This is a genomic window from Paracoccus sp. PAR01, from assembly GCF_014851995.1.
Taxonomy (GTDB): domain Bacteria; phylum Pseudomonadota; class Alphaproteobacteria; order Rhodobacterales; family Rhodobacteraceae; genus Paracoccus; species Paracoccus litorisediminis.
This window is the reverse complement of sequence record NZ_JACVAW010000003.1, coordinates 1-16,998: the sequence shown is the minus strand read 5'-3', so window position 1 is coordinate 16,998 and position 16,998 is coordinate 1. Positions and strand designations below refer to the sequence as shown.

Below are 16,998 nucleotides of genomic sequence, written 5' to 3'. Positions count from 1 at the left end.
CGGCGGTGTTCGGGGTCGTCCAGTGCTTCGGTGAAATTTTTTAAGGATTTTTTAGAGGGCTGAGAAGAAAGGGTTTTTACCGGTTCAGATGGAAACGCGCGTCATGGGTCAGCGCGTTTTCGGGGCGAAGCTGGCCTTCCTCGGTCAGGGCGATCAGATGGGCCAGCACATTGCGGGTCGCGGCGGGCTGCAGGGCGGGGGGAATGTCATAGATCCGCGCGGCAAGCTCGGCGGCATTTGCCGGACCGTCGGCCAGAGCCTGCAGGATCTGCCGGGTGCGCAGTTGGCGATGGGCCAGCAGTTCGGCAATCCGGGCGGCGGGATTGTCGATCGGATCGCCATGCGCGGGACGCAGCCGGGCGGCACCTGCCGCATCCAGCCGCGCCAGCGCATGGTAATATTCAGCCAGATCGCCATCAGGCGGCGAAATCAGGGTCGAGGACCAGCCCATCACCACATCCCCGCAAAAGATCTCGTCCTGCCACTGAAAGCTGAGATGCCCGGCGAAATGGCCGGGCGTATGCAGCGCGGTCAGCGACCATTCCGGGGTCTCGATCCGTTCGCCGTCGCCCAGCAGGATGTCGGGGGTGAAATCGCGGTCGATCCCTTCGCCCCCGGCCAGCGCGCCGTCCTGCGCCAGTCGCTGCATGATCTGTGACCGTCCGGCCTCGGCAGGGCCAAAGCCAAAAATCGGCGCGCCCGTCGCCTGTGCTAGCGCATGCGCGCCTTGGGAATGGTCCAGATGGGCATGGGTGACAAGGATATGGGTGATCCGTCCGCCCGCTGCTGCCGCAAGGATCGCCGCGCGATGGGCGGGCAGGTCGGGGCCGGGGTCAATGACCGCGATCTGGTCGCGCCCCAGCAGGAAACTGTTCGTGCCCGGCCCGGTCAGGGGCGAGGGGTTGGCGGCAGTGATGGTCTGCAGGGCTTTCGGAGCGTGAGTCATGGCGATAGCCTAGACGCAGTTCAGGCAGTTGCGAAAGGCCCTGCGGGGATCAGGCGGAATGGATTTTGAATGGCTCAAGCGGATCATGCCGCGCGGACTATATGGCCGGGCGGCGCTGATCCTGTTCCTGCCGGTGGTGGTGGTGACCATCGTCGTGACGGTCATGTTCCTGCAGCGCCATTTCGAGGACGTGACGCGGCAGATGACGGTCAGCATGACCCGCGAGATATCCCTGGTCGCGACCCGCATCGATGAGGCCGAGGATGCAAAGGCCGCCCGCATCAGCGCGCTGCGCGAGGCCGGGCCCTTGGGGTTGCGGCTGATCCTGCCCGCGACCGAGCCCGCGCGCGACTGGCGCGAATATTACGATCTGTCGGGACGCGTGGTGATCGAGGAACTGCATTCCCGCGTGCCGCAGGTTCAGGGGGTGGACCTGAGCAATCACCGCGAGGTCGCGGTGACGCTGGACAGCCGTTTCGGGCAGTATCAGCTGATCTTTCCGCGGGTGCGGGTCAGCGCCTCGAACCCGCATCAGCTGCTGGTGCTGATGATCGGGACCTCGTTGCTGATGACGGCGATCGCGACGATCTTTCTGCGCAACCAGTTGCGGCCGATCAAGCGGCTGGCACGCGCCGCCGAGGAATATGGCAAGGGCCGGATCATCCCCTATCGGCCCGGCGGCGCCAATGAGATCCGCAGCGCCGGCACCGCCTTTCTGGAAATGCGCGGCCGGATCGAGCGCCAGAACGAACAGCGCAAGCAGATGCTGTCCGGTGTCAGCCATGACCTGCGCACGCCGCTGACCCGGCTGCGGCTGGGCCTGTCGATGCTGTCCTCGGATCTGCCGCCGGACCCCGAGGATATCGAGGCGCTGGAAAGCGATGTTGCGGCCATGGGCACGATGGTCGACGCCTTTCTGGAATATGCCCGTGATGAGGCGCAGGATGCGCCCCCAGCGGCCGAACCGGCACTGGAATTCGTGCGTGGCATTGTCGCCGATGCCCGGCGCGGTGGGCAGGCGGTCGAACTGGGCGAGATGCAGGGCGAACCCGAAGACCGCGCCATCTTTCGCCGCGACAGCCTGCGCCGTGCGGTCGAGAACCTGATCGGCAATGCCGTGCGCTATGGCGAGCGCGCCGAGGTCGAGGCCGCATTGGGGCCGGGCTGGTTCCGCATCTCGGTCGAGGATGACGGGCCGGGCATTCCTGCCGATCGCCGGGACGAGGCGCTGAAGCCCTTCACCCGGCTGGTTCCGGCGCGCAACCAGAACCGGGGCGAGGGGGTGGGTCTGGGCCTGACCATCGCCGCCGACATCGCGCGCGCCCATGGCGGGCAATTGCGGCTGGTCGATGGCAAGCGTCTGGGCGGTTTGCGGGCCGAGATCGTCATTCCGCGCTGAGCCGCCACAGTTGCCGTGGAACGCGTCTGGGGGTAAGGCTGTCGCAACTTGAAAAAAGAAGGACTTCAGGATGCGGGCATTCGTTTTTCCCGGCCAGGGCGCTCAGGTCATCGGCATGGGCCGCGAGTTGGCCGAAGCCTATCCGGCCGCGCGGGATGTCTTTGCCGAGGTCAATGAGGCGCTTGGCGAGAAGCTCTCGGACCTGATCTGGAACGGCGATATCGAGACGCTGACCCTGACCCAGAACGCGCAACCGGCGCTCATGGCGACCTCGATCGCTGCGTTCCGGGCGCTGGAGGCCGAGGGCTTTGGCATCAAGGATGCCGATTTCGTCGCCGGGCATTCCTTGGGTGAATATTCCGCACTTTGCGCCAGCGGCGCAATCAGCCTTGCCGATACCGCGCGGCTGCTGCGCCTGCGCGGTCAGGCCATGCAAGAGGCCGTTCCGGTCGGGCAGGGCGCGATGGCTGCGATCCTTGGGCTGGATTTTGCCGCCGTCGATCAACTGGCCCGCGACGCCGCCGAGGGCGAGGTCTGTCAGGCTGCGAATGACAACGATCCGGCGCAGGTGGTGATCTCGGGTCACAAGGCGGCGGTCGAGCGGGCCGCGGCTTTGGCCAAGGAGCGTGGCGCGAAACGCGCGCTGATGCTGCCGGTCTCGGCCCCGTTCCATTCGGCGCTGATGCAGCCCGCAGCGGCAGTCATGGCCGAGGCGCTGGCAGCGGTCGAGATCGCGGCCCCTGCGGTTCCGCTGGTTGCCAATGTGCGCGCAAGCGCGGTGACCGACCCCGGCGAGATCCGTCGTCTGCTTGTCGAGCAGGTCACCGGATCGGTACGCTGGCGTGAATCGGTCGAGTATCTGGCCGGGGCGGGTGTCACCGAGTTCTGGGAAATCGGCGCGGGCAAGGCCTTGTCGGGCATGATCAAGCGTATTTCCAAGGAAGCTGTCACGAAGAATGTCGGGGCACCTGCGGATATCGCGGCGCTGAAGGCTTGAGGGCGGCGCCGGGGGCTCTGCCCCCGGACCCCCGGGATATTTGGACAAGAAAGAAAACGAGGTCGGGATGTTTGATCTGACGGGAAAGAACGCGCTGGTGACCGGCGCATCCGGCGGAATCGGCGGCGCGGTGGCCGAGGCGTTGCATGCGGCCGGTGCGACCGTTGCGCTGTCGGGCACGCGTGAGGCCCCCTTGCGCGAACTGGCCGAAAAGCTGGGCAGCCGCGCCCATGTCGTCACCGCCAATCTGGGCGATGCGGCCGCGGTCGAGGCCCTGCCGAAGGCCGCAGCCGCGGCGATGGGCAGCGTCGACATCCTGGTGAACAATGCCGGGATCACCCGCGACAACCTGTTCATGCGCATGTCGGACGAAGAATGGTCGCAGGTTCTGGAGGTCAACCTGACCTCGAGCTTCCGCCTGTGCCGGGGCGTATTGCGCGGCATGATGAAGGCGCGCTGGGGCCGGATCGTAAACATCACCTCGGTCGTCGGCGCGACGGGCAATCCGGGGCAGGGCAACTACGCCGCTGCCAAGGCCGGTCTGGTCGGCATGTCGAAAAGCCTGGCCTCGGAAGTCGCCTCGCGCGGGATCACGGTCAATTGCGTGGCTCCGGGTTTCATCGAAACCGCGATGACCGACAAGCTGAACGACGAGCAGAAGGGCCGCATTCTGGGCCAGATTCCTGCCGGTCGCATGGGCAATGCTCAGGAAATCGCCGCGGCGGTCCTTTATCTGGCCAGTGCCGAGGCGGGATATGTCACCGGGGCCACGCTGCATGTTAACGGTGGTATGGCGATGCTGTGATCTGTGGTTTATGCGGTTGCAAGATCACGAACCCGTGCTATATCCCGCGTTCAAGGCTACAGGGCTCCGCGCCTTGGGCTCTCGTCAGCGCGAGCTGTCACATCTTGGGCGGATGCCCGCGAAAATGAGGAAGAGACATGAGCGATATTGCTGATCGCGTGAAGAAAATTGTCGTCGAGCATCTGGGCGTTGACGAGGACAAGGTGACCGAGAGCGCCTCCTTCATCGACGATCTGGGCGCCGATTCTCTGGACACGGTCGAGCTGGTCATGGCGTTCGAGGAAGAATTCGGGATCGAGATTCCGGACGACGCCGCCGAAACCATCCAGACCTTCGGCGACGCGGTCAAATTCATTCAGGGCGCGGTCTGATAGACCCCCATCCTGAACGGAACGGGCGGTGCTTTCCCAGCGGAAAGCGCCGCCTTTTTCGTTTCGGCGGCGGCGCTTGCGCCGGAACCATGGGCATGGTGGAGTGGTTGCTTGGATGAAACCGAGTGAGGAGAGCCCGATGCCCGTCAATCTTCAGGGACTGACCGACAATGCCCGCAAGACCGCGATCGCCGAGCTGAACGCACGGCTGGCCGATGCGGTCGCGCTGTCCGCGGCGATCAAGCAGGCGCATTGGAACGTCAAGGGCCGCAATTTCATCGCCGTGCATGAGCTGTTCGACCAGACCTTCAGCAATCTGCAAGTCCATGTCGACGAGATGGCCGAGCGCGTCCAGATGCTGGACGGCGTCGCCATCGGCACGGTCGAGAAGGTGGCGAAAGCCAGCACCCTCAAGGAATATCCGACCGACCTGACCAAGGCCGAGGATCACATCAAGGCGATCTGCGAACGACTGCGGGATTACGGTGCCAAAGTCCGCACGGCGATCGACACGACCGGGGATGCGGGCGATGCCAATACCGCCGATCTGTTCACGGCCGCGTCGCGGACGGCGGACAAGGATCTGTGGTTCCTGGAAAGCCATCTGGAATAAACGGTAGCGCGAATGAAAAAACCGGGGCCGCAGCCCCGGTTTTCTTTTGTCAGAAGCCTTACTTCGGCATCGGGGCGGTGATGCCCTCGACATAGAAGTTCAGGCCGGACAGTTCCTCATCCGTGGCGGTCGCGCCATCGGCCAGCCAGTCGCTGCCATCCTGCTTTTTCACCGGACCGGTGAAGGGGTGGTATTCGCCCGAGGCGATCTTGGCCTTGAGGGCTTCGGCCTCGGCCTTGACCTCGGCGGGAACGGCCTCGGTGATCTCACCGATCACGACTTCTCCGTCACCGATGCCTGCCCAGGTGGCTTCGGATTTCCAGGTTCCGTCAAGCGCCTGACCGACGCGCTTGATGTAATAGGGCGCCCAGTTGTCGACGATGGACGAGATGCGGGGCTTCGGCGCGAAGCTGGCCATGTCGGAGGCCTGACCGAAGCCGAGGACGCCTGCCTCTTGTGCTTTCGCCAGCGGCGCGGTCGAGTCGGTGTGCTGCATGAACACGTCGACGCCTTCGGCGATCAGGGCGGCGGCGGCATCGGCCTCTTTGGCGGGGTCGAACCAGCTATAGACCCAGACCACCTTCATCTCGACATTCGGGTTCACCTTGCGGGCGTGGATGAAGGCCGAGTTGATGCCCTGGATGACTTCGGGGATCGGGAACGAGCCGATATAGCCGATCTTGTTCGACTTGGTCATGCGGCCCGCAATGGTGCCGATGACGGCGCGGCCTTCGTAGAAGCGGGCGTCATAGGTCGCAAGGTTGTCCGAGCGCTTGTAGCCGGTGGCATGCTCGAACTTGATGTCGGGGAATTTCTTGGCGACGTTGACGGTCGCGTCCATGAAACCGAAGCTGGTCGCGAAGATCATCTTGTTGCCCGCCAGCGCCAGCTGGGTCAGGGCACGCTCGGCATCGGCACCTTCCGGTACGGATTCGATGAAGGTGGTCTCGACCTTGTCGCCATATTCCTTCTCGACCGCCTGACGGGCCAGATCGTGCTGGAAGGTCCAGCCGCCATCGCCGACCGGGCCGACATAGATGAAGCCGATCTTCAGCTTTTCACCTTGGGCAAGGGCGGGCAGGCTGGATGCTGCAACCAGCGCCGCGGCGCTGCCAAGTAGGGTTCTGCGATTGATCACTGTCACTCTCCTGTCAGGGTTTGGCTGCTTAGCGCAGCGCGTGGAAGGGTTGCCCGAGCGAGCCGGGGGTGGACCCGGCGCCGGAGCGTCCGAATTTCTGCCGCGCCGAGATCGCGACCAGCACGATAATCGTCGCCAGATAGGGGGCCATCGACAAAAGCTGCACCGGCACGGCGACGCCTGCCGCCTGAAGGCGCAGTTGCAGGACGGTCACGCCGCCAAACAGCCACGCGCCTGCCAGCACGCCCCAAGGATTCCATTGCGCAAAGACGACGATGGCTAGCGCGATCCAGCCCGCGCCTGCGGTCATGCCCTCGGTCCATTGCAGCACGGTGGCGATGGAAATATAGGCCCCGCCCAGTCCTGCCATCGCGCCGCCAAAGGCGATTGCCGCGATGCGGACCTTGCGGACCGGGTAGCCCAGACCATGCGCGGCGTCGTGGTTTTCACCAACCGCGCGCAGGATCAGCCCTGCGCGGCTGCGCATCAGGAACCACCAGACAGCGGGGACCGCCAGCAGGCCCAGCCAGATCATCAGGTTTAGGCCCAAGGGTCCCGCCATCATCGAGGGCGCTTTCACGCCTTCGAAGGGCTTGCCGAACATCGCGGTCAGGCCTAGCCCGAACAGCGTCAACGCAAGGCCGGTGGCGACCTGATTGGACAGCAGGAACTGGGTCAGAGCCGCAAAGATCATCGACAGCGCGGCCCCGGCAATCGCTGCGGCGACAAAGCCCAAGGCGGGGCTGCCGGTGGCATGGGCACTTGCAAAACCCGCCAGCGCGCCGCCGATCATCATCCCCTCGACGCCAAGGTTCAGGACGCCCGCGCGTTCCACCACCAACTCGCCAAGTGCGGCGAACAGGATGGGGGTGGCGGCACCCAGAAGCAGGACGAAAACGGCAATCGGGTCGATCATCAGGCGCGCCTCCGGATGCGGTAGCGGGTCAGGATGTCGAAACCCAACAGGAAGAACAGGAGCATCCCCTGGAACACCTGCACCGTGGATGCGGGCAGGTTCAGCATCATTTGCGCGAGTTCCCCGCCGATATAGGTCAGCGCCATCAGCAGGCCCGCAAGCAGGATGCCCAAGGGGTGCAGCCGGCCAAGGAAGGCCACGATGATCGCAGTGAAGCCGTAGCCCGAGCCGAAGCTTTCGGTGATCTGGCCTGCTGGTCCCGCGACCTCGAACAGGCCCGCCAGCCCCGCCAGCGCGCCGGACAGGCCAAGACACAAGGCCACCAGACGTTCGGGCCGCACACCGGCGAAGCGGGCGGCGCGGGGGGCCGCGCCAGCGGTGCGGATGCGGAAGCCAAGGATATGGCGCGACATCACGAACCACGTCACCACCAGCGCGACCACAGCCGCGATCACGCCCCAATGCAGCCCGGTATTGGCGATCAGTTCCGGGTTCGAGGCCGAGGGATATTGCTGCAGGTTGCGCGAGCCGGGGAAGTTGAAGCCTTCGGGGTTCTTCATCGGGCCAAAGGCCATCCATGCCGCGATCTTTTGCGCGACATAGACCAGCATCAGCGACACAAGGATCTCGGAGGCGCCGAACCAGTTGCGTAGCAGCGCCGGGATCATGCCCCATGCCCAGCCGCCGACCGCACCGGCGACGATCATCGCCGGGAAGATCCAGAAGGCCTCATGCGGATAGGCGGCCAGCGCCACGGCGGCACCGCAGATCGCGCCGATGATATATTGCCCCTCGGCCCCGATGTTCCAGATGCCTGCCCGGAAGCCCAAGGCCAACCCCGAGGCGATCAGGATCAGCGGCCCGGCCTTGACCAGAAGTTGCGGGCGCGAATAGCCCGATGCGGGGCCAAATAGCGGGTCCCAGAAGATCGTGCGGATCGAGGCCACCGGATCGAAGCCGAGGGCCGCGAACAGCAGCCCCCCGGTGATCATCGTGGCAATGACGGCCATGACGGGCGTCGCGACCTGCCAAAGCAGGGGGGCGCTGGCGCGCGGCTCAAGCCGGAACATGACCGACCTCCATTCCATGTGCGCCGCCAAGCATCAGGCCGATCTCATCGATGGTCAGGCCCTCGGTCGGGCGGGGCGGCGATAGTCTTCCTTCGTTCAGGGCGCAGAAGCGGTCGGACAGCTCCAGCAGCTCATCCAGATCCTGGCTGATGACAATGACGCCTGCACCCTTGGCGGCCAGATCCAGCAGCGCCTGACGGATCGCAGCGGCGGCCCCGGCATCGACGCCCCATGTCGGCTGGTTCACGACCAGAACTTTTGGCCCGCCCAGCACCTCGCGCCCGATGACGAATTTCTGCAGGTTGCCGCCGGACAGCGCGCCAGCAGCGGTGCCGGGGCCGGGGGTGCGCACGTCGAATGCCTTGATGACGCGTTCGGCAAAGGCGCGGGCGGCATTGTGGTCGATCAAGCCGCGCTTGACGATGTCCTGCCGACCGCCTGCGGTCAGCAGGGTGTTCTCGGTCAGGCTGAATTGCGGCACGGCGGCATGGCCCAGCCGGTCCTCGGGCGCGGAAAGCAGCCCTGCGGCGCGGCGCGGATCGGGACCAAGTGCCGAAAGGTCAGTGCTGGAAAGGGTGACGGTGCCATGAGGCGTGGTGATCTCACCCGAGAGCGCGGCCAGCAACTCGTCCTGACCGTTCCCGGCGACGCCGCCGATGCCCAGAATTTCACCAGTGCGCAGGGTCAGCGAGATGTTCTTCAGCGTCACGCCCTCGGTCGCGGCAGGGGTGGACAGCGCTTTGACATCCAGCACGACCTCGCCGGGCTTGCGGCCCGAACGGTCGACCAGCTTCATCTCGGCGCCCACCATCATCGCCGCCAGCTCGCGGGCGGAATGGGCGCGCGGATCGACCGTGCCCACGACCTTGCCGTGGCGCAGGATGGTGGCGCGGTCGCAATGCGTGCGGATTTCCTCAAGCTTGTGGCTGATATACAGGATCGCGGTGCCTGCGGCGGCCAGTTGGCGCAGGGTGGCGAACAGGATCTCGGCCTCTTGCGGGGTCAGAACGCTGGTCGGTTCATCCATGATCAGCAGGCGCGGGTTTTGCAGCAGGCAGCGCAGGATCTCGACCCGCTGACGCTCACCGGCGGACAGGCTGGCGATGCGGCGGGCCGGGTTCAGCGGCAGGCCATAGGCCTGCGACAGTTCCGCGATGCGGCGCGACAGTTCCGCGCGGGGCGGCGGGTTTTCCATGCCAAGGGCGATGTTTTCAGCAACCGTCAGCGCATCGAACAGCGAAAAATGCTGGAACACCATCGCCACACCAGATGCCCGCGCCGCACGCGGATCGGCGGGGGCATGGGGGGCGTCCGAGAGCTGCATATGACCTTCGTCGGGTCGAACAAGCCCGTAGATCATCTTGACGAGGGTGGATTTTCCCGCGCCATTCTCGCCCAGCAGCGCGTGGATTTCGCCCGCTCCGACCGAGAAGCTGATATCGTCATTGGCGCGCACGCCGGGATAGGTCTTGCCCAGGCCCTCGGCCCGGAAAACATCACTCACTGTTGCGCGCCTCTCTGCCCCTTTTGTAGTCACCTTTAGCGGTTTTCCGCCGGGGAGCAATTGCACAGTTGGACAGGTAGGGCCTAGATTGCGGGCATGCCGGAAATTTCACCCCGATTCATCCACCTGCGCACGCATTCCGAACATTCGCTTCTGGAAGGAGCCGTGCCGGTCAAGAAGTTAGCCGATCTTGCGGCCCAAAACGGCATGCCCGCCGTTGCCCTAACGGATTCCAACGCCCTGTTCGCGGCGCTGGAGTTTTCGGTCAAGGCGCAGGACGCGGGCGTCCAGCCGATCGTCGGCTGTCAGGTGACCCTGTCTGCCGAGGTGACCGCGCCCATCGTGCTGCTGGCCCAGAACGAGGCCGGCTGGCTGAACCTGATGGAGCTGTCCTCGTGCCTTTACCTGCGCAGTGACGGCTCGCTGCCGCATGTGACGCTGGATGAGCTTGAGGCGCGGGCCGAGGGGCTGATCTGCCTGACCGGCGGTGCGCTGGGTCCGCTTGGGCAACTGGTCGGGCAGGGGCGTCTGTCTGATGCGCGGGCGCTGCTGGAGCGGCTTTCCGTCGCCTTTCCGACGCGGCTTTACGTGGAATTGCAGCGCCACAAGGATGGCGGCGGCACGCCGGTGGCCGAGGAAGTGGCATCCGAGGGCGGCATGATCGATCTTGCCTATACGCTGGACCTGCCGCTGGTCGCCACGAATGACGTCTATTTCCCCAAGCCCGATCTTTACGACGCGCATGACGCGCTGATCTGCATTTCCGAACGCGCCTATGTCGACCAGACCGCGCCGCGCCGCCGCCTGACCCCGGATCATTACTTCAAGACCCCGGCCGAGATGGTGACCCTGTTCGCCGATCTGCCCGAGGCGGTCGAGAACACCGTCGAGATCGCCAAGCGCTGCGCCTTTGCTGTCAAGAAGCACAAGCCGATCCTGCCGCGCTTTGCCGAGGATGAAATCGAGGAATTGCGCCGTCAGGCCTGGGACGGTCTGCGCGACCGCCTTGCGATCATTCCCCATGCCGTGCCGCTGGCCGAATACGAATACCGCCTGCGGTTCGAGTTGGGCATCATCGAGCAGATGGGCTTCCCCGGTTACTTCCTGATCGTGGCCGATTTCATCAAATGGGCCAAGGATCACGGCATCCCGGTCGGGCCGGGCCGGGGCTCGGGGGCGGGTTCGCTGGTCGCCTATGCGCTGACCATCACCGACCTTGATCCCTTGCGCTACAGCCTGCTGTTCGAACGCTTCCTGAACCCGGAACGGGTCTCGATGCCGGACTTCGACATCGACTTCTGCATGGATCGCCGCGAGGAAGTCATCCGTTACGTGCAGGAGAAATATGGCCGCGACAAGGTTGGCCAGATCATCACCTTTGGCGCGCTGCTGTCCAAGGCGGCGGTGCGCGACGTGGGCAGGGTGCTGCAACTGCCCTTCGGTCAGGTCGATCGCCTGTCCAAGATGATCCCGGTCGAGGGGGTGAAGCCCGTCAGCGTCACCAAGGCGCTGGCCGATGAGCCACGCCTGCGCGAAGCCGCCAAGGAAGAGGTCGTTGGCCGCCTGCTGGATTACGCGGCAAAGCTGGAAGGGCTGCTGCGCAACGCCTCGACCCACGCCGCCGGTGTGGTGATCGGAGACCGTCCCTTGGACAAGCTGGTGCCGCTTTACCGCGACCCGGCCTCGGACATGCCCGCCACCCAGTTCAATATGAAATGGGTCGAGGCAGCCGGGCTGGTGAAATTCGACTTCCTTGGCCTGAAGACCCTGACCGTCATTCAGAACGCCGTCGACCTGATCAATGGCGGCGGGCGGCCCCTGCATGTCGCCGCCGACGGACGCCAGCTTTACCTGCCCGCCGACGGTGCGGAAAACCAGATCAACGCCATCCCGCTGGACGACAAGCCCAGCTATGACCTGTTCGCCAGCGCCCGCACGGTGGCGGTGTTCCAGGTGGAAAGCTCGGGGATGATGGATGCGCTGCGGCGCATGAAGCCCACCTGCATCGAGGATATCGTGGCACTGGTGGCGCTGTACCGCCCCGGCCCGATGGAGAACATCCCGACCTATTGCGAGGTCAAGAACGGCCTGCGCCCGCTTGAATCGCTGCATCCGACCATCGACCCCATCCTGGCCGAGACGCAGGGCATCATCGTCTATCAGGAACAGGTGATGCAGATCGCGCAGGTCATGGCGGGCTACTCGCTTGGCGGCGCCGACCTGCTGCGCCGTGCCATGGGCAAGAAGATCGCCGAGGAGATGGCCAAGGAGCGCCCGAAATTCGTCGAGGGCTGCAAGGAACAGGGCATCGACGGCAAGAAGGCGGGCGAGGTCTTTGACCTGCTTGAGAAATTCGCGAATTACGGCTTCAACAAGTCGCACGCCGCCGCCTATGCCGTGGTCAGCTATCAGACTGCATGGCTCAAGGCCAACCACCCGGTCGAATTCATGGCCGCGGTGATGAACTGCGATATCCACCTGACCGACAAGCTGGCCGTCTACAAGCGCGAGGCCGACCGCATGGGGATCGAGACGGTCCCGCCCTGCGTCAACCGCTCGGACGCGACTTTCACCGTCAAGGATGGCCGGATCGTCTATGCGCTGGGCGCGCTGAAGGGCGTCGGCGTCGAGGCGATGCGGATGATCGTCGAGGCGCGTGGCGACAGACCTTTCCGCGATCTGCATGACTTTGCCCGCCGCGTCGACATGCGCCGTGTCGGCAAGCGCCCGCTGGAAATGCTGGCTCGCGCCGGAGCCTTCGATCTTATCGAGGAAAGCCGCTCCAAGGTTCTGAAATCACTGGATGGACTGGTTGCGTGGTCGCAGGCCGTGCAAGAGGCTGCGGCCTCGAGCCAGTCCTCGCTGTTCGGCGGGGGCGAGGATCTGCCGCCGCCGCGCCCGGTCGTGGCACCGATCTGGATGCCCGCCGAAAAGCTGGGCGAGGAACATGCCGCCGTCGGCTTCTACCTGTCCGGTCATCCGCTGGACGACTACCTGCCCGCGCTGCGCCGCAAGAACGTGCAGACGCTGGCCGAGGTGACGGCTGCCGCTGCCGATGGTGCGCTGGTCGCGCAACTGGCGGGTACGGTCGCCTTCCGACAGGAAAAGAAATCCGCCCGCGGGACTCGCTTCGCCTTTGTCGGCCTGTCCGACCCGACCGGACTTTACGAGGTCACGGTGTTTTCGGATACGCTGGACGCGCACAGGCAGCATCTGGAACCCGGCGAGAATGTCGTCTTGCAGGTGCAGGTTGAACCTTCCGGCGATCAGGTCAAGCTGCTTGCCCGCAGTGTCGTGCCGCTGGATCAGGCGGTGGCCGATGCCGGCGCGAACCGTCTGGCGATCGAGATATCCGGCATCGACGCCGTCCCCGGCATCGCCGAGGCGCTGGCCCGCATCCAGTCCGAAGTCAGCGCCCCCGCCCGCGCTCGCGGCCCGATCACCCTGCGCCTGAAGGACGGCGAGGATCTGGTCGACATCGAAATCACCGAGGACGCCCCCTTGACCACCCCCGCCCGTCAGGCCCTGCGGGTCATTCCGGGCGTGTTGGAGGTGCTGGAGGAGTAGGGGGGCCCACTTGCGTTCGTTTGAACGGAAGTGGGCGCGTCGCAAGAGCAAGTGTCTCATGCTCGCAGATCGGCTTGACCTGCGAGCAATGTTCAATTGCGCATCCGTCAGATTGCCCGTGGCTGCTTATTTCAGGGACGCTCGGTGGGAATTCCCACCCTTACAAATCGCTGCTCGATCACCTTCTTGCCCCACTGATCACCGGGATGTTCCTCTGCGAGGACAAAGCCGAATGACTCGTAAAGATGCCGCGCCGCCGCGAGGCCGCTGAACGTCCATAGATGAGTTTCGGCGAAGCCATTCTCGTCGACAAAGGCAAGGGCATCGGACAGCAATTTGCGCCCGCATCCTCCACCTTGGATGCTGCCGTCGACGATGAACCAGCGAAGATGGGCAATGCCATTCCCCAGATCCTCGCCATCGATCGCGACGGAACCGCAGATCTGGCCGTTACGCCGCGCCGTCCAGATTGCGTTGCGGGGGTTGTCCAGCCGATTGCTGAACTCGGCCAAGCCACCCGCCACGACGGCCTCGAAGCGTTGTCCAAAGTTCCATGCCTTTGCATAGTACAAAGCGTGCATTTGGGTGATGCGGGCAATCAGTCCAGCCTGATATCCCCTCACGATATCAATACCGCCCTCCTGACCGGATACGGCATTGCTCAGCGCGCGGCTATAAAGGCGCAAGCCGGTCAACACGGCATCCTCCTGCTTGGGGTCCAGTTGCGCCAGCGCAGTGGCAACCTGTGCTTCCGCAAATTGGTGGATCGCCGAGACCTGCTTCTTGCCCGTCGCCGTCAATGACAGGATCTTGACGCGACCATCATCCTCACCTGCGCTTTCATGAACATCTCCGGCTTCAATCAGCTTTCTCAGCATTCGGCTGATGCTGGATTTTTCAAGATGCAGACGCTCGCCCAAATCTCGGGCGGTGACATTTCCCTGCTCGATCTCGATCAAGGCATGAACAGCCGATGGCGAAAGATCCGTTCCCGCAAACTCCCCGCCCATGAAGCCCCATTCGCGGGCGATGGTACGAGAAACCGCCCTGATTTCGCTGATTGTGGATTCACTCACCATATCGCGCCCATTTGGTTGTGCAATGCAACATTTATGGTTGTGTAACGCAACGATATGGATGGGGTCAATCCATGGTGATGCGGCGATACCTATTCCTTGGGCGTTCGGCCTGCGGTCGGTGCAAAGCAAAAAAGCCCCGCACGATGGCGGGGCTTTCCTTAAGGTCGGAACGCTTAGTTGCGCTCTTTGTCGACCATTTTGCCTTTCGAGATCCACGGCATCATGCCGCGCAGCTTGGCGCCGACTTTTTCGATCTCGTGTTCGTCGTTGATGCGGCGGGTCGCCTTGAAGAAGGGCTGGCCGACGGCGTTTTCCTGCATGAAGTCACGCACGAACTTGCCGGTCTGGATGTCGGTCAGCACGGCCTTCATGCGGGCCTTGGTTTCCTCGTAGGGCAGGATGCGCGGGCCCGAGACATACTCGCCGTACTCGGCGGTGTTCGAGATCGAGTAGTTCATGTTCGCGATGCCGCCTTCGTAGATCAGGTCCACGATCAGCTTCACTTCGTGCAGGCACTCGAAATAGGCCATTTCCGGCTCGTAGCCAGCTTCGACCAGGGTTTCAAAGCCCATGCGGATCAGTTCGACCAGACCGCCGCACAGAACGGCTTGCTCGCCGAACAGGTCGGTTTCGCATTCCTGACGGAAGTTGGTCTCGATGATGCCCGAGCGGCCGCCACCGATGGCCGAGCAATAGGACAGGGCGATGTCCTGCGCTTTGCCGGTCGCGTCATGATGGACCGCGAACAGGCAGGGGACGCCGCCGCCTTTGGTGTATTCGCCGCGCACGGTGTGGCCGGGGCCCTTCGGTGCCATCATGATGATGTCGACGCCGGGTTTCGGCTCGATCAGGCCGAAGTGGATGTTCAGGCCATGGGCGAAAGCGATCGCCGCGCCTTCGCGGATATTGTCATGGACGTATTTCTTGTAGGTCTCGGCCTGCAATTCGTCGGGCATGGTGAACATGATCAGGTCGGCCCAAGCGGCGGCCTCGGCGATGCCCATGACCTTCAGGCCTTCGGCTTCGGCTTTCTTGGCCGAGGGCGAGCCTTCGCGCAGGGCGACGACGACGTTCTTGGCGCCGGAATCGCGCAGGTTCAGCGCATGGGCGTGACCTTGCGAGCCGTAGCCCAGCATGGCGATCTTCTTGTCTTTGATCAGGTTCACATCGCAGTCGCGATCATAGTAAACGCGCATCAGCGTCTCTCCTCATATCCGATGCAGGAGTTTTAGCATTCTGGCATGAGGAGTTCAGTGCATTCTTCGCGGAATCTCTGGAAAATTTCAAATGATCATGCCAATAAATTCGCAAAGGTGAAAAAATCATGCCAGACGCGACAGACCGACGCATACTTCGCCAGCTTCTGGCCGATCCCGCAATGCCCAATGCCGAACTGGCCGAGCGCGCGGGGGTGACGACGGCCAGCCTGTGGCGCAGGCTGGAGCGCCTGCGCGAGACCGGCGTCATCCGGGCCGTGGAAACCCGCATCGACTGGCGCAAGCTGGGCTATGAGGTGCAGGTCAGCCTGCGCTTTACGCTGGACAAGACCGAGCCGCGCGCCTTCGACAAGTTCCTCGCCGCCGCGCGCAAAGTCCCAGAGGTCACGGAAATCCAGTCCTTCCTTGGCTCGGTCGATTTCCGGCTGTCGGTGATCGCGCGGGACATGGCGCATTGGCAGCAGGTCTACCGCGAAAGCATCCTGACCCTGCCGCATGTCTCGGATAGCGACGCCCTGATGCTGGTTTCCACGATCAAGGACGTACAGGAGTTGCCGCTATGACCCCCGACGCGACCGATCTGGCGATCCTGCGCCTGCTGGCCGAGGATGCCACCCGCAGCGCGGCCGAGGTCGGGCGGGCGCTGGGAATGACCCAGCCCGCGACGTGGCGGCGGATCAAGCGGCTGACCGATGAGGGCGTGATCGCCGGGCGGCGGGTGGTGATCGATCAGGCGGCGCTGGGATTCGGCGTCACGGTTTTCCTTGGCATCCGGCTGGCCGCCAAGGGCCGCGTGGGCCTTGAGGATTTCGAACGCGCGGTGACCGCCATTCCCGAGGTCCAGACCGTTCAGCACGTACTGGGCCAGTTCGACTACCGCCTGCGCATCCATGCCCGCGACATTGCCGATTTCGAACGCATCCTGCGGCGGCGGATCATGACCCTGCCGGGGGTCGGGCAGGTCGAGGCGAACGTGCTTCTGTCCGAGGAACGCCGTCCCGGTCCCCTGTAAACGGAAAAGGCCGCCCCGAAAGGGACGGCCTTCGCTGTCTTGCGACGAGCGGATGATTACATCATGCCGCCCATGCCGCCCATGTCGGGCATGCCGCCGCCGGCCGCTTTGGGCTCGGGCTTTTCGGCGATCATGGCTTCGGTGGTGATCAGCAGACCAGCAACCGAGGCCGCGTCTTCCAGCGCGGTGCGGACGACTTTGGCCGGGTCGATGACGCCGAACTTGAACATGTCGCCATATTCTTCGGTCTGGGCGTTGAAGCCGAAGGCCTTGTCGTTCGACTCGCGGACTTTGCCGGCAACGACAGCGCCGTCGACGCCAGCGTTTTCAGCGATCTGACGCATCGGAGCTTCCAGAGCGCGGC

16 protein-coding genes are annotated in these 16,998 nt (G+C 64.2%); 8 read left to right on the top strand and 8 right to left on the bottom strand.

Features of this window, described 5'->3' with window-relative positions:
* Positions 1–76 precede the first annotated feature (76 nt).
* Positions 77–946, bottom strand: a complete 870-nt coding sequence (locus tag IB235_RS07530; RefSeq protein ID WP_192336252.1) for an MBL fold metallo-hydrolase — start codon at positions 944–946, stop codon at positions 77–79.
* Between the two features lie 58 nt (positions 947–1,004).
* Between IB235_RS07530 and IB235_RS07525 the strand changes: the two genes are divergently transcribed.
* From IB235_RS07525 to dps, 5 genes are all read left to right on the top strand, one after another.
* Complete coding sequence (locus IB235_RS07525) at positions 1,005–2,345, top strand: ATP-binding protein (RefSeq protein WP_192336251.1); 1,341 nt, start codon at positions 1,005–1,007, stop codon at positions 2,343–2,345.
* Between the two features lie 70 nt (positions 2,346–2,415).
* Positions 2,416–3,342: an ACP S-malonyltransferase gene (fabD, locus tag IB235_RS07520; RefSeq protein ID WP_192336250.1), complete on the top strand. Its 927-nt coding sequence runs from the start codon at positions 2,416–2,418 to the stop codon at positions 3,340–3,342.
* A 67-nt stretch (positions 3,343–3,409) separates the two neighbouring features.
* Entirely contained in the window at positions 3,410–4,147 is a 738-nt protein-coding gene (fabG, locus tag IB235_RS07515) for a 3-oxoacyl-ACP reductase FabG (RefSeq protein WP_192336249.1), read from the top strand.
* 137 nt (positions 4,148–4,284) lie between these two features.
* Positions 4,285–4,518, top strand: coding sequence for an acyl carrier protein (locus IB235_RS07510; protein WP_028720942.1), 234 nt, complete (start codon positions 4,285–4,287; stop codon positions 4,516–4,518).
* 139 nt (positions 4,519–4,657) lie between these two features.
* Positions 4,658–5,131, top strand: coding sequence for a DNA starvation/stationary phase protection protein Dps (gene dps, locus IB235_RS07505; RefSeq protein WP_155039509.1), 474 nt, complete (start codon positions 4,658–4,660; stop codon positions 5,129–5,131).
* Positions 5,132–5,189: 58 nt separating this feature from the next.
* Here the strand turns inward: dps and IB235_RS07500 are convergent, their stop codons facing one another.
* The 4 genes from IB235_RS07500 to IB235_RS07485 are packed head-to-tail and all read right to left on the bottom strand — an operon-like array spanning position 5,190 to position 9,759.
* On the bottom strand, positions 5,190–6,266 hold the full coding sequence (locus IB235_RS07500) for a BMP family ABC transporter substrate-binding protein (RefSeq protein ID WP_192336424.1): 1,077 nt from the start codon (positions 6,264–6,266) through the stop codon (positions 5,190–5,192).
* Positions 6,267–6,297: 31 nt separating this feature from the next.
* A complete protein-coding gene (locus IB235_RS07495) occupies positions 6,298–7,185 on the bottom strand; it encodes an ABC transporter permease (RefSeq protein ID WP_192336248.1) in 888 nt (295 codons plus the stop codon).
* Complete coding sequence (locus IB235_RS07490; protein ID WP_192336247.1) at positions 7,185–8,255, bottom strand: ABC transporter permease; 1,071 nt, start codon at positions 8,253–8,255, stop codon at positions 7,185–7,187. Before IB235_RS07490 ends, IB235_RS07495 begins: the two co-directional genes overlap by 1 nt.
* Positions 8,242–9,759, bottom strand: coding sequence for an ABC transporter ATP-binding protein (locus tag IB235_RS07485; protein WP_192336246.1), 1,518 nt, complete (start codon positions 9,757–9,759; stop codon positions 8,242–8,244). Before IB235_RS07485 ends, IB235_RS07490 begins: the two co-directional genes overlap by 14 nt.
* A gap of 96 nt (positions 9,760–9,855) precedes the next feature.
* On the opposite strand from IB235_RS07485, the gene dnaE reads away from it, so the two are divergent.
* Complete coding sequence (gene dnaE / locus IB235_RS07480; RefSeq protein WP_192336245.1) at positions 9,856–13,326, top strand: DNA polymerase III subunit alpha; 3,471 nt, start codon at positions 9,856–9,858, stop codon at positions 13,324–13,326.
* Positions 13,327–13,457: 131 nt separating this feature from the next.
* Here the strand turns inward: dnaE and IB235_RS07475 are convergent, their stop codons facing one another.
* Positions 13,458–14,405, bottom strand: coding sequence for a helix-turn-helix domain-containing GNAT family N-acetyltransferase (locus IB235_RS07475; protein WP_192336244.1), 948 nt, complete (start codon positions 14,403–14,405; stop codon positions 13,458–13,460).
* Between the two features lie 173 nt (positions 14,406–14,578).
* The gene (gene ilvC / locus IB235_RS07470) at positions 14,579–15,601 is read right to left on the bottom strand and encodes a ketol-acid reductoisomerase (RefSeq protein WP_155039505.1); all 1,023 of its coding nucleotides are present in this window, start codon (positions 15,599–15,601) and stop codon (positions 14,579–14,581) included.
* Between the two features lie 128 nt (positions 15,602–15,729).
* On the opposite strand from ilvC, the gene IB235_RS07465 reads away from it, so the two are divergent.
* Together IB235_RS07465 and IB235_RS07460 are read left to right on the top strand one after the other, a co-directional pair.
* Positions 15,730–16,185: an Lrp/AsnC family transcriptional regulator gene (locus IB235_RS07465; protein WP_155039504.1), complete on the top strand. Its 456-nt coding sequence runs from the start codon at positions 15,730–15,732 to the stop codon at positions 16,183–16,185.
* On the top strand, positions 16,182–16,634 hold the full coding sequence (locus IB235_RS07460) for an Lrp/AsnC family transcriptional regulator (RefSeq protein WP_155039503.1): 453 nt from the start codon (positions 16,182–16,184) through the stop codon (positions 16,632–16,634). The genes IB235_RS07465 and IB235_RS07460 overlap by 4 nt, the downstream gene beginning before the upstream one ends.
* Positions 16,635–16,690: 56 nt before the next feature.
* Here the strand turns inward: IB235_RS07460 and IB235_RS07455 are convergent.
* Positions 16,691–16,998 (bottom strand): TCP-1/cpn60 chaperonin family protein (locus IB235_RS07455; RefSeq protein ID WP_304612852.1); only part of this gene is annotated, 308 nt, incomplete at its 5' end.

Bases quoted from the DNA above. Each gene is read 5' to 3' on its own strand.
- IB235_RS07475 (WP_192336244.1), bottom strand. From the start codon at position 14,405: ATGGTGAGTGAATCCACAATCAGCGAAATCAGGGCGGTTTCTCGTACC.
- IB235_RS07525 (WP_192336251.1), top strand. From the start codon at position 1,005: ATGGATTTTGAATGGCTCAAGCGGATCATGCCGCGCGGACTATATGGC.
- dps (WP_155039509.1), top strand. From the start codon at position 4,658: ATGCCCGTCAATCTTCAGGGACTGACCGACAATGCCCGCAAGACCGCG.
- IB235_RS07465 (WP_155039504.1), top strand. From the start codon at position 15,730: ATGCCAGACGCGACAGACCGACGCATACTTCGCCAGCTTCTGGCCGAT.
- fabD (WP_192336250.1), top strand. From the start codon at position 2,416: ATGCGGGCATTCGTTTTTCCCGGCCAGGGCGCTCAGGTCATCGGCATG.
- IB235_RS07495 (WP_192336248.1), bottom strand. From the start codon at position 7,185: ATGATCGACCCGATTGCCGTTTTCGTCCTGCTTCTGGGTGCCGCCACC.
- ilvC (WP_155039505.1), bottom strand. From the start codon at position 15,601: ATGCGCGTTTACTATGATCGCGACTGCGATGTGAACCTGATCAAAGAC.
- IB235_RS07510 (WP_028720942.1), top strand. From the start codon at position 4,285: ATGAGCGATATTGCTGATCGCGTGAAGAAAATTGTCGTCGAGCATCTG.
- fabG (WP_192336249.1), top strand. From the start codon at position 3,410: ATGTTTGATCTGACGGGAAAGAACGCGCTGGTGACCGGCGCATCCGGC.
- IB235_RS07490 (WP_192336247.1), bottom strand. From the start codon at position 8,255: ATGTTCCGGCTTGAGCCGCGCGCCAGCGCCCCCCTGCTTTGGCAGGTC.
- IB235_RS07530 (WP_192336252.1), bottom strand. From the start codon at position 946: ATGACTCACGCTCCGAAAGCCCTGCAGACCATCACTGCCGCCAACCCC.
- IB235_RS07460 (WP_155039503.1), top strand. From the start codon at position 16,182: ATGACCCCCGACGCGACCGATCTGGCGATCCTGCGCCTGCTGGCCGAG.
- dnaE (WP_192336245.1), top strand. From the start codon at position 9,856: ATGCCGGAAATTTCACCCCGATTCATCCACCTGCGCACGCATTCCGAA.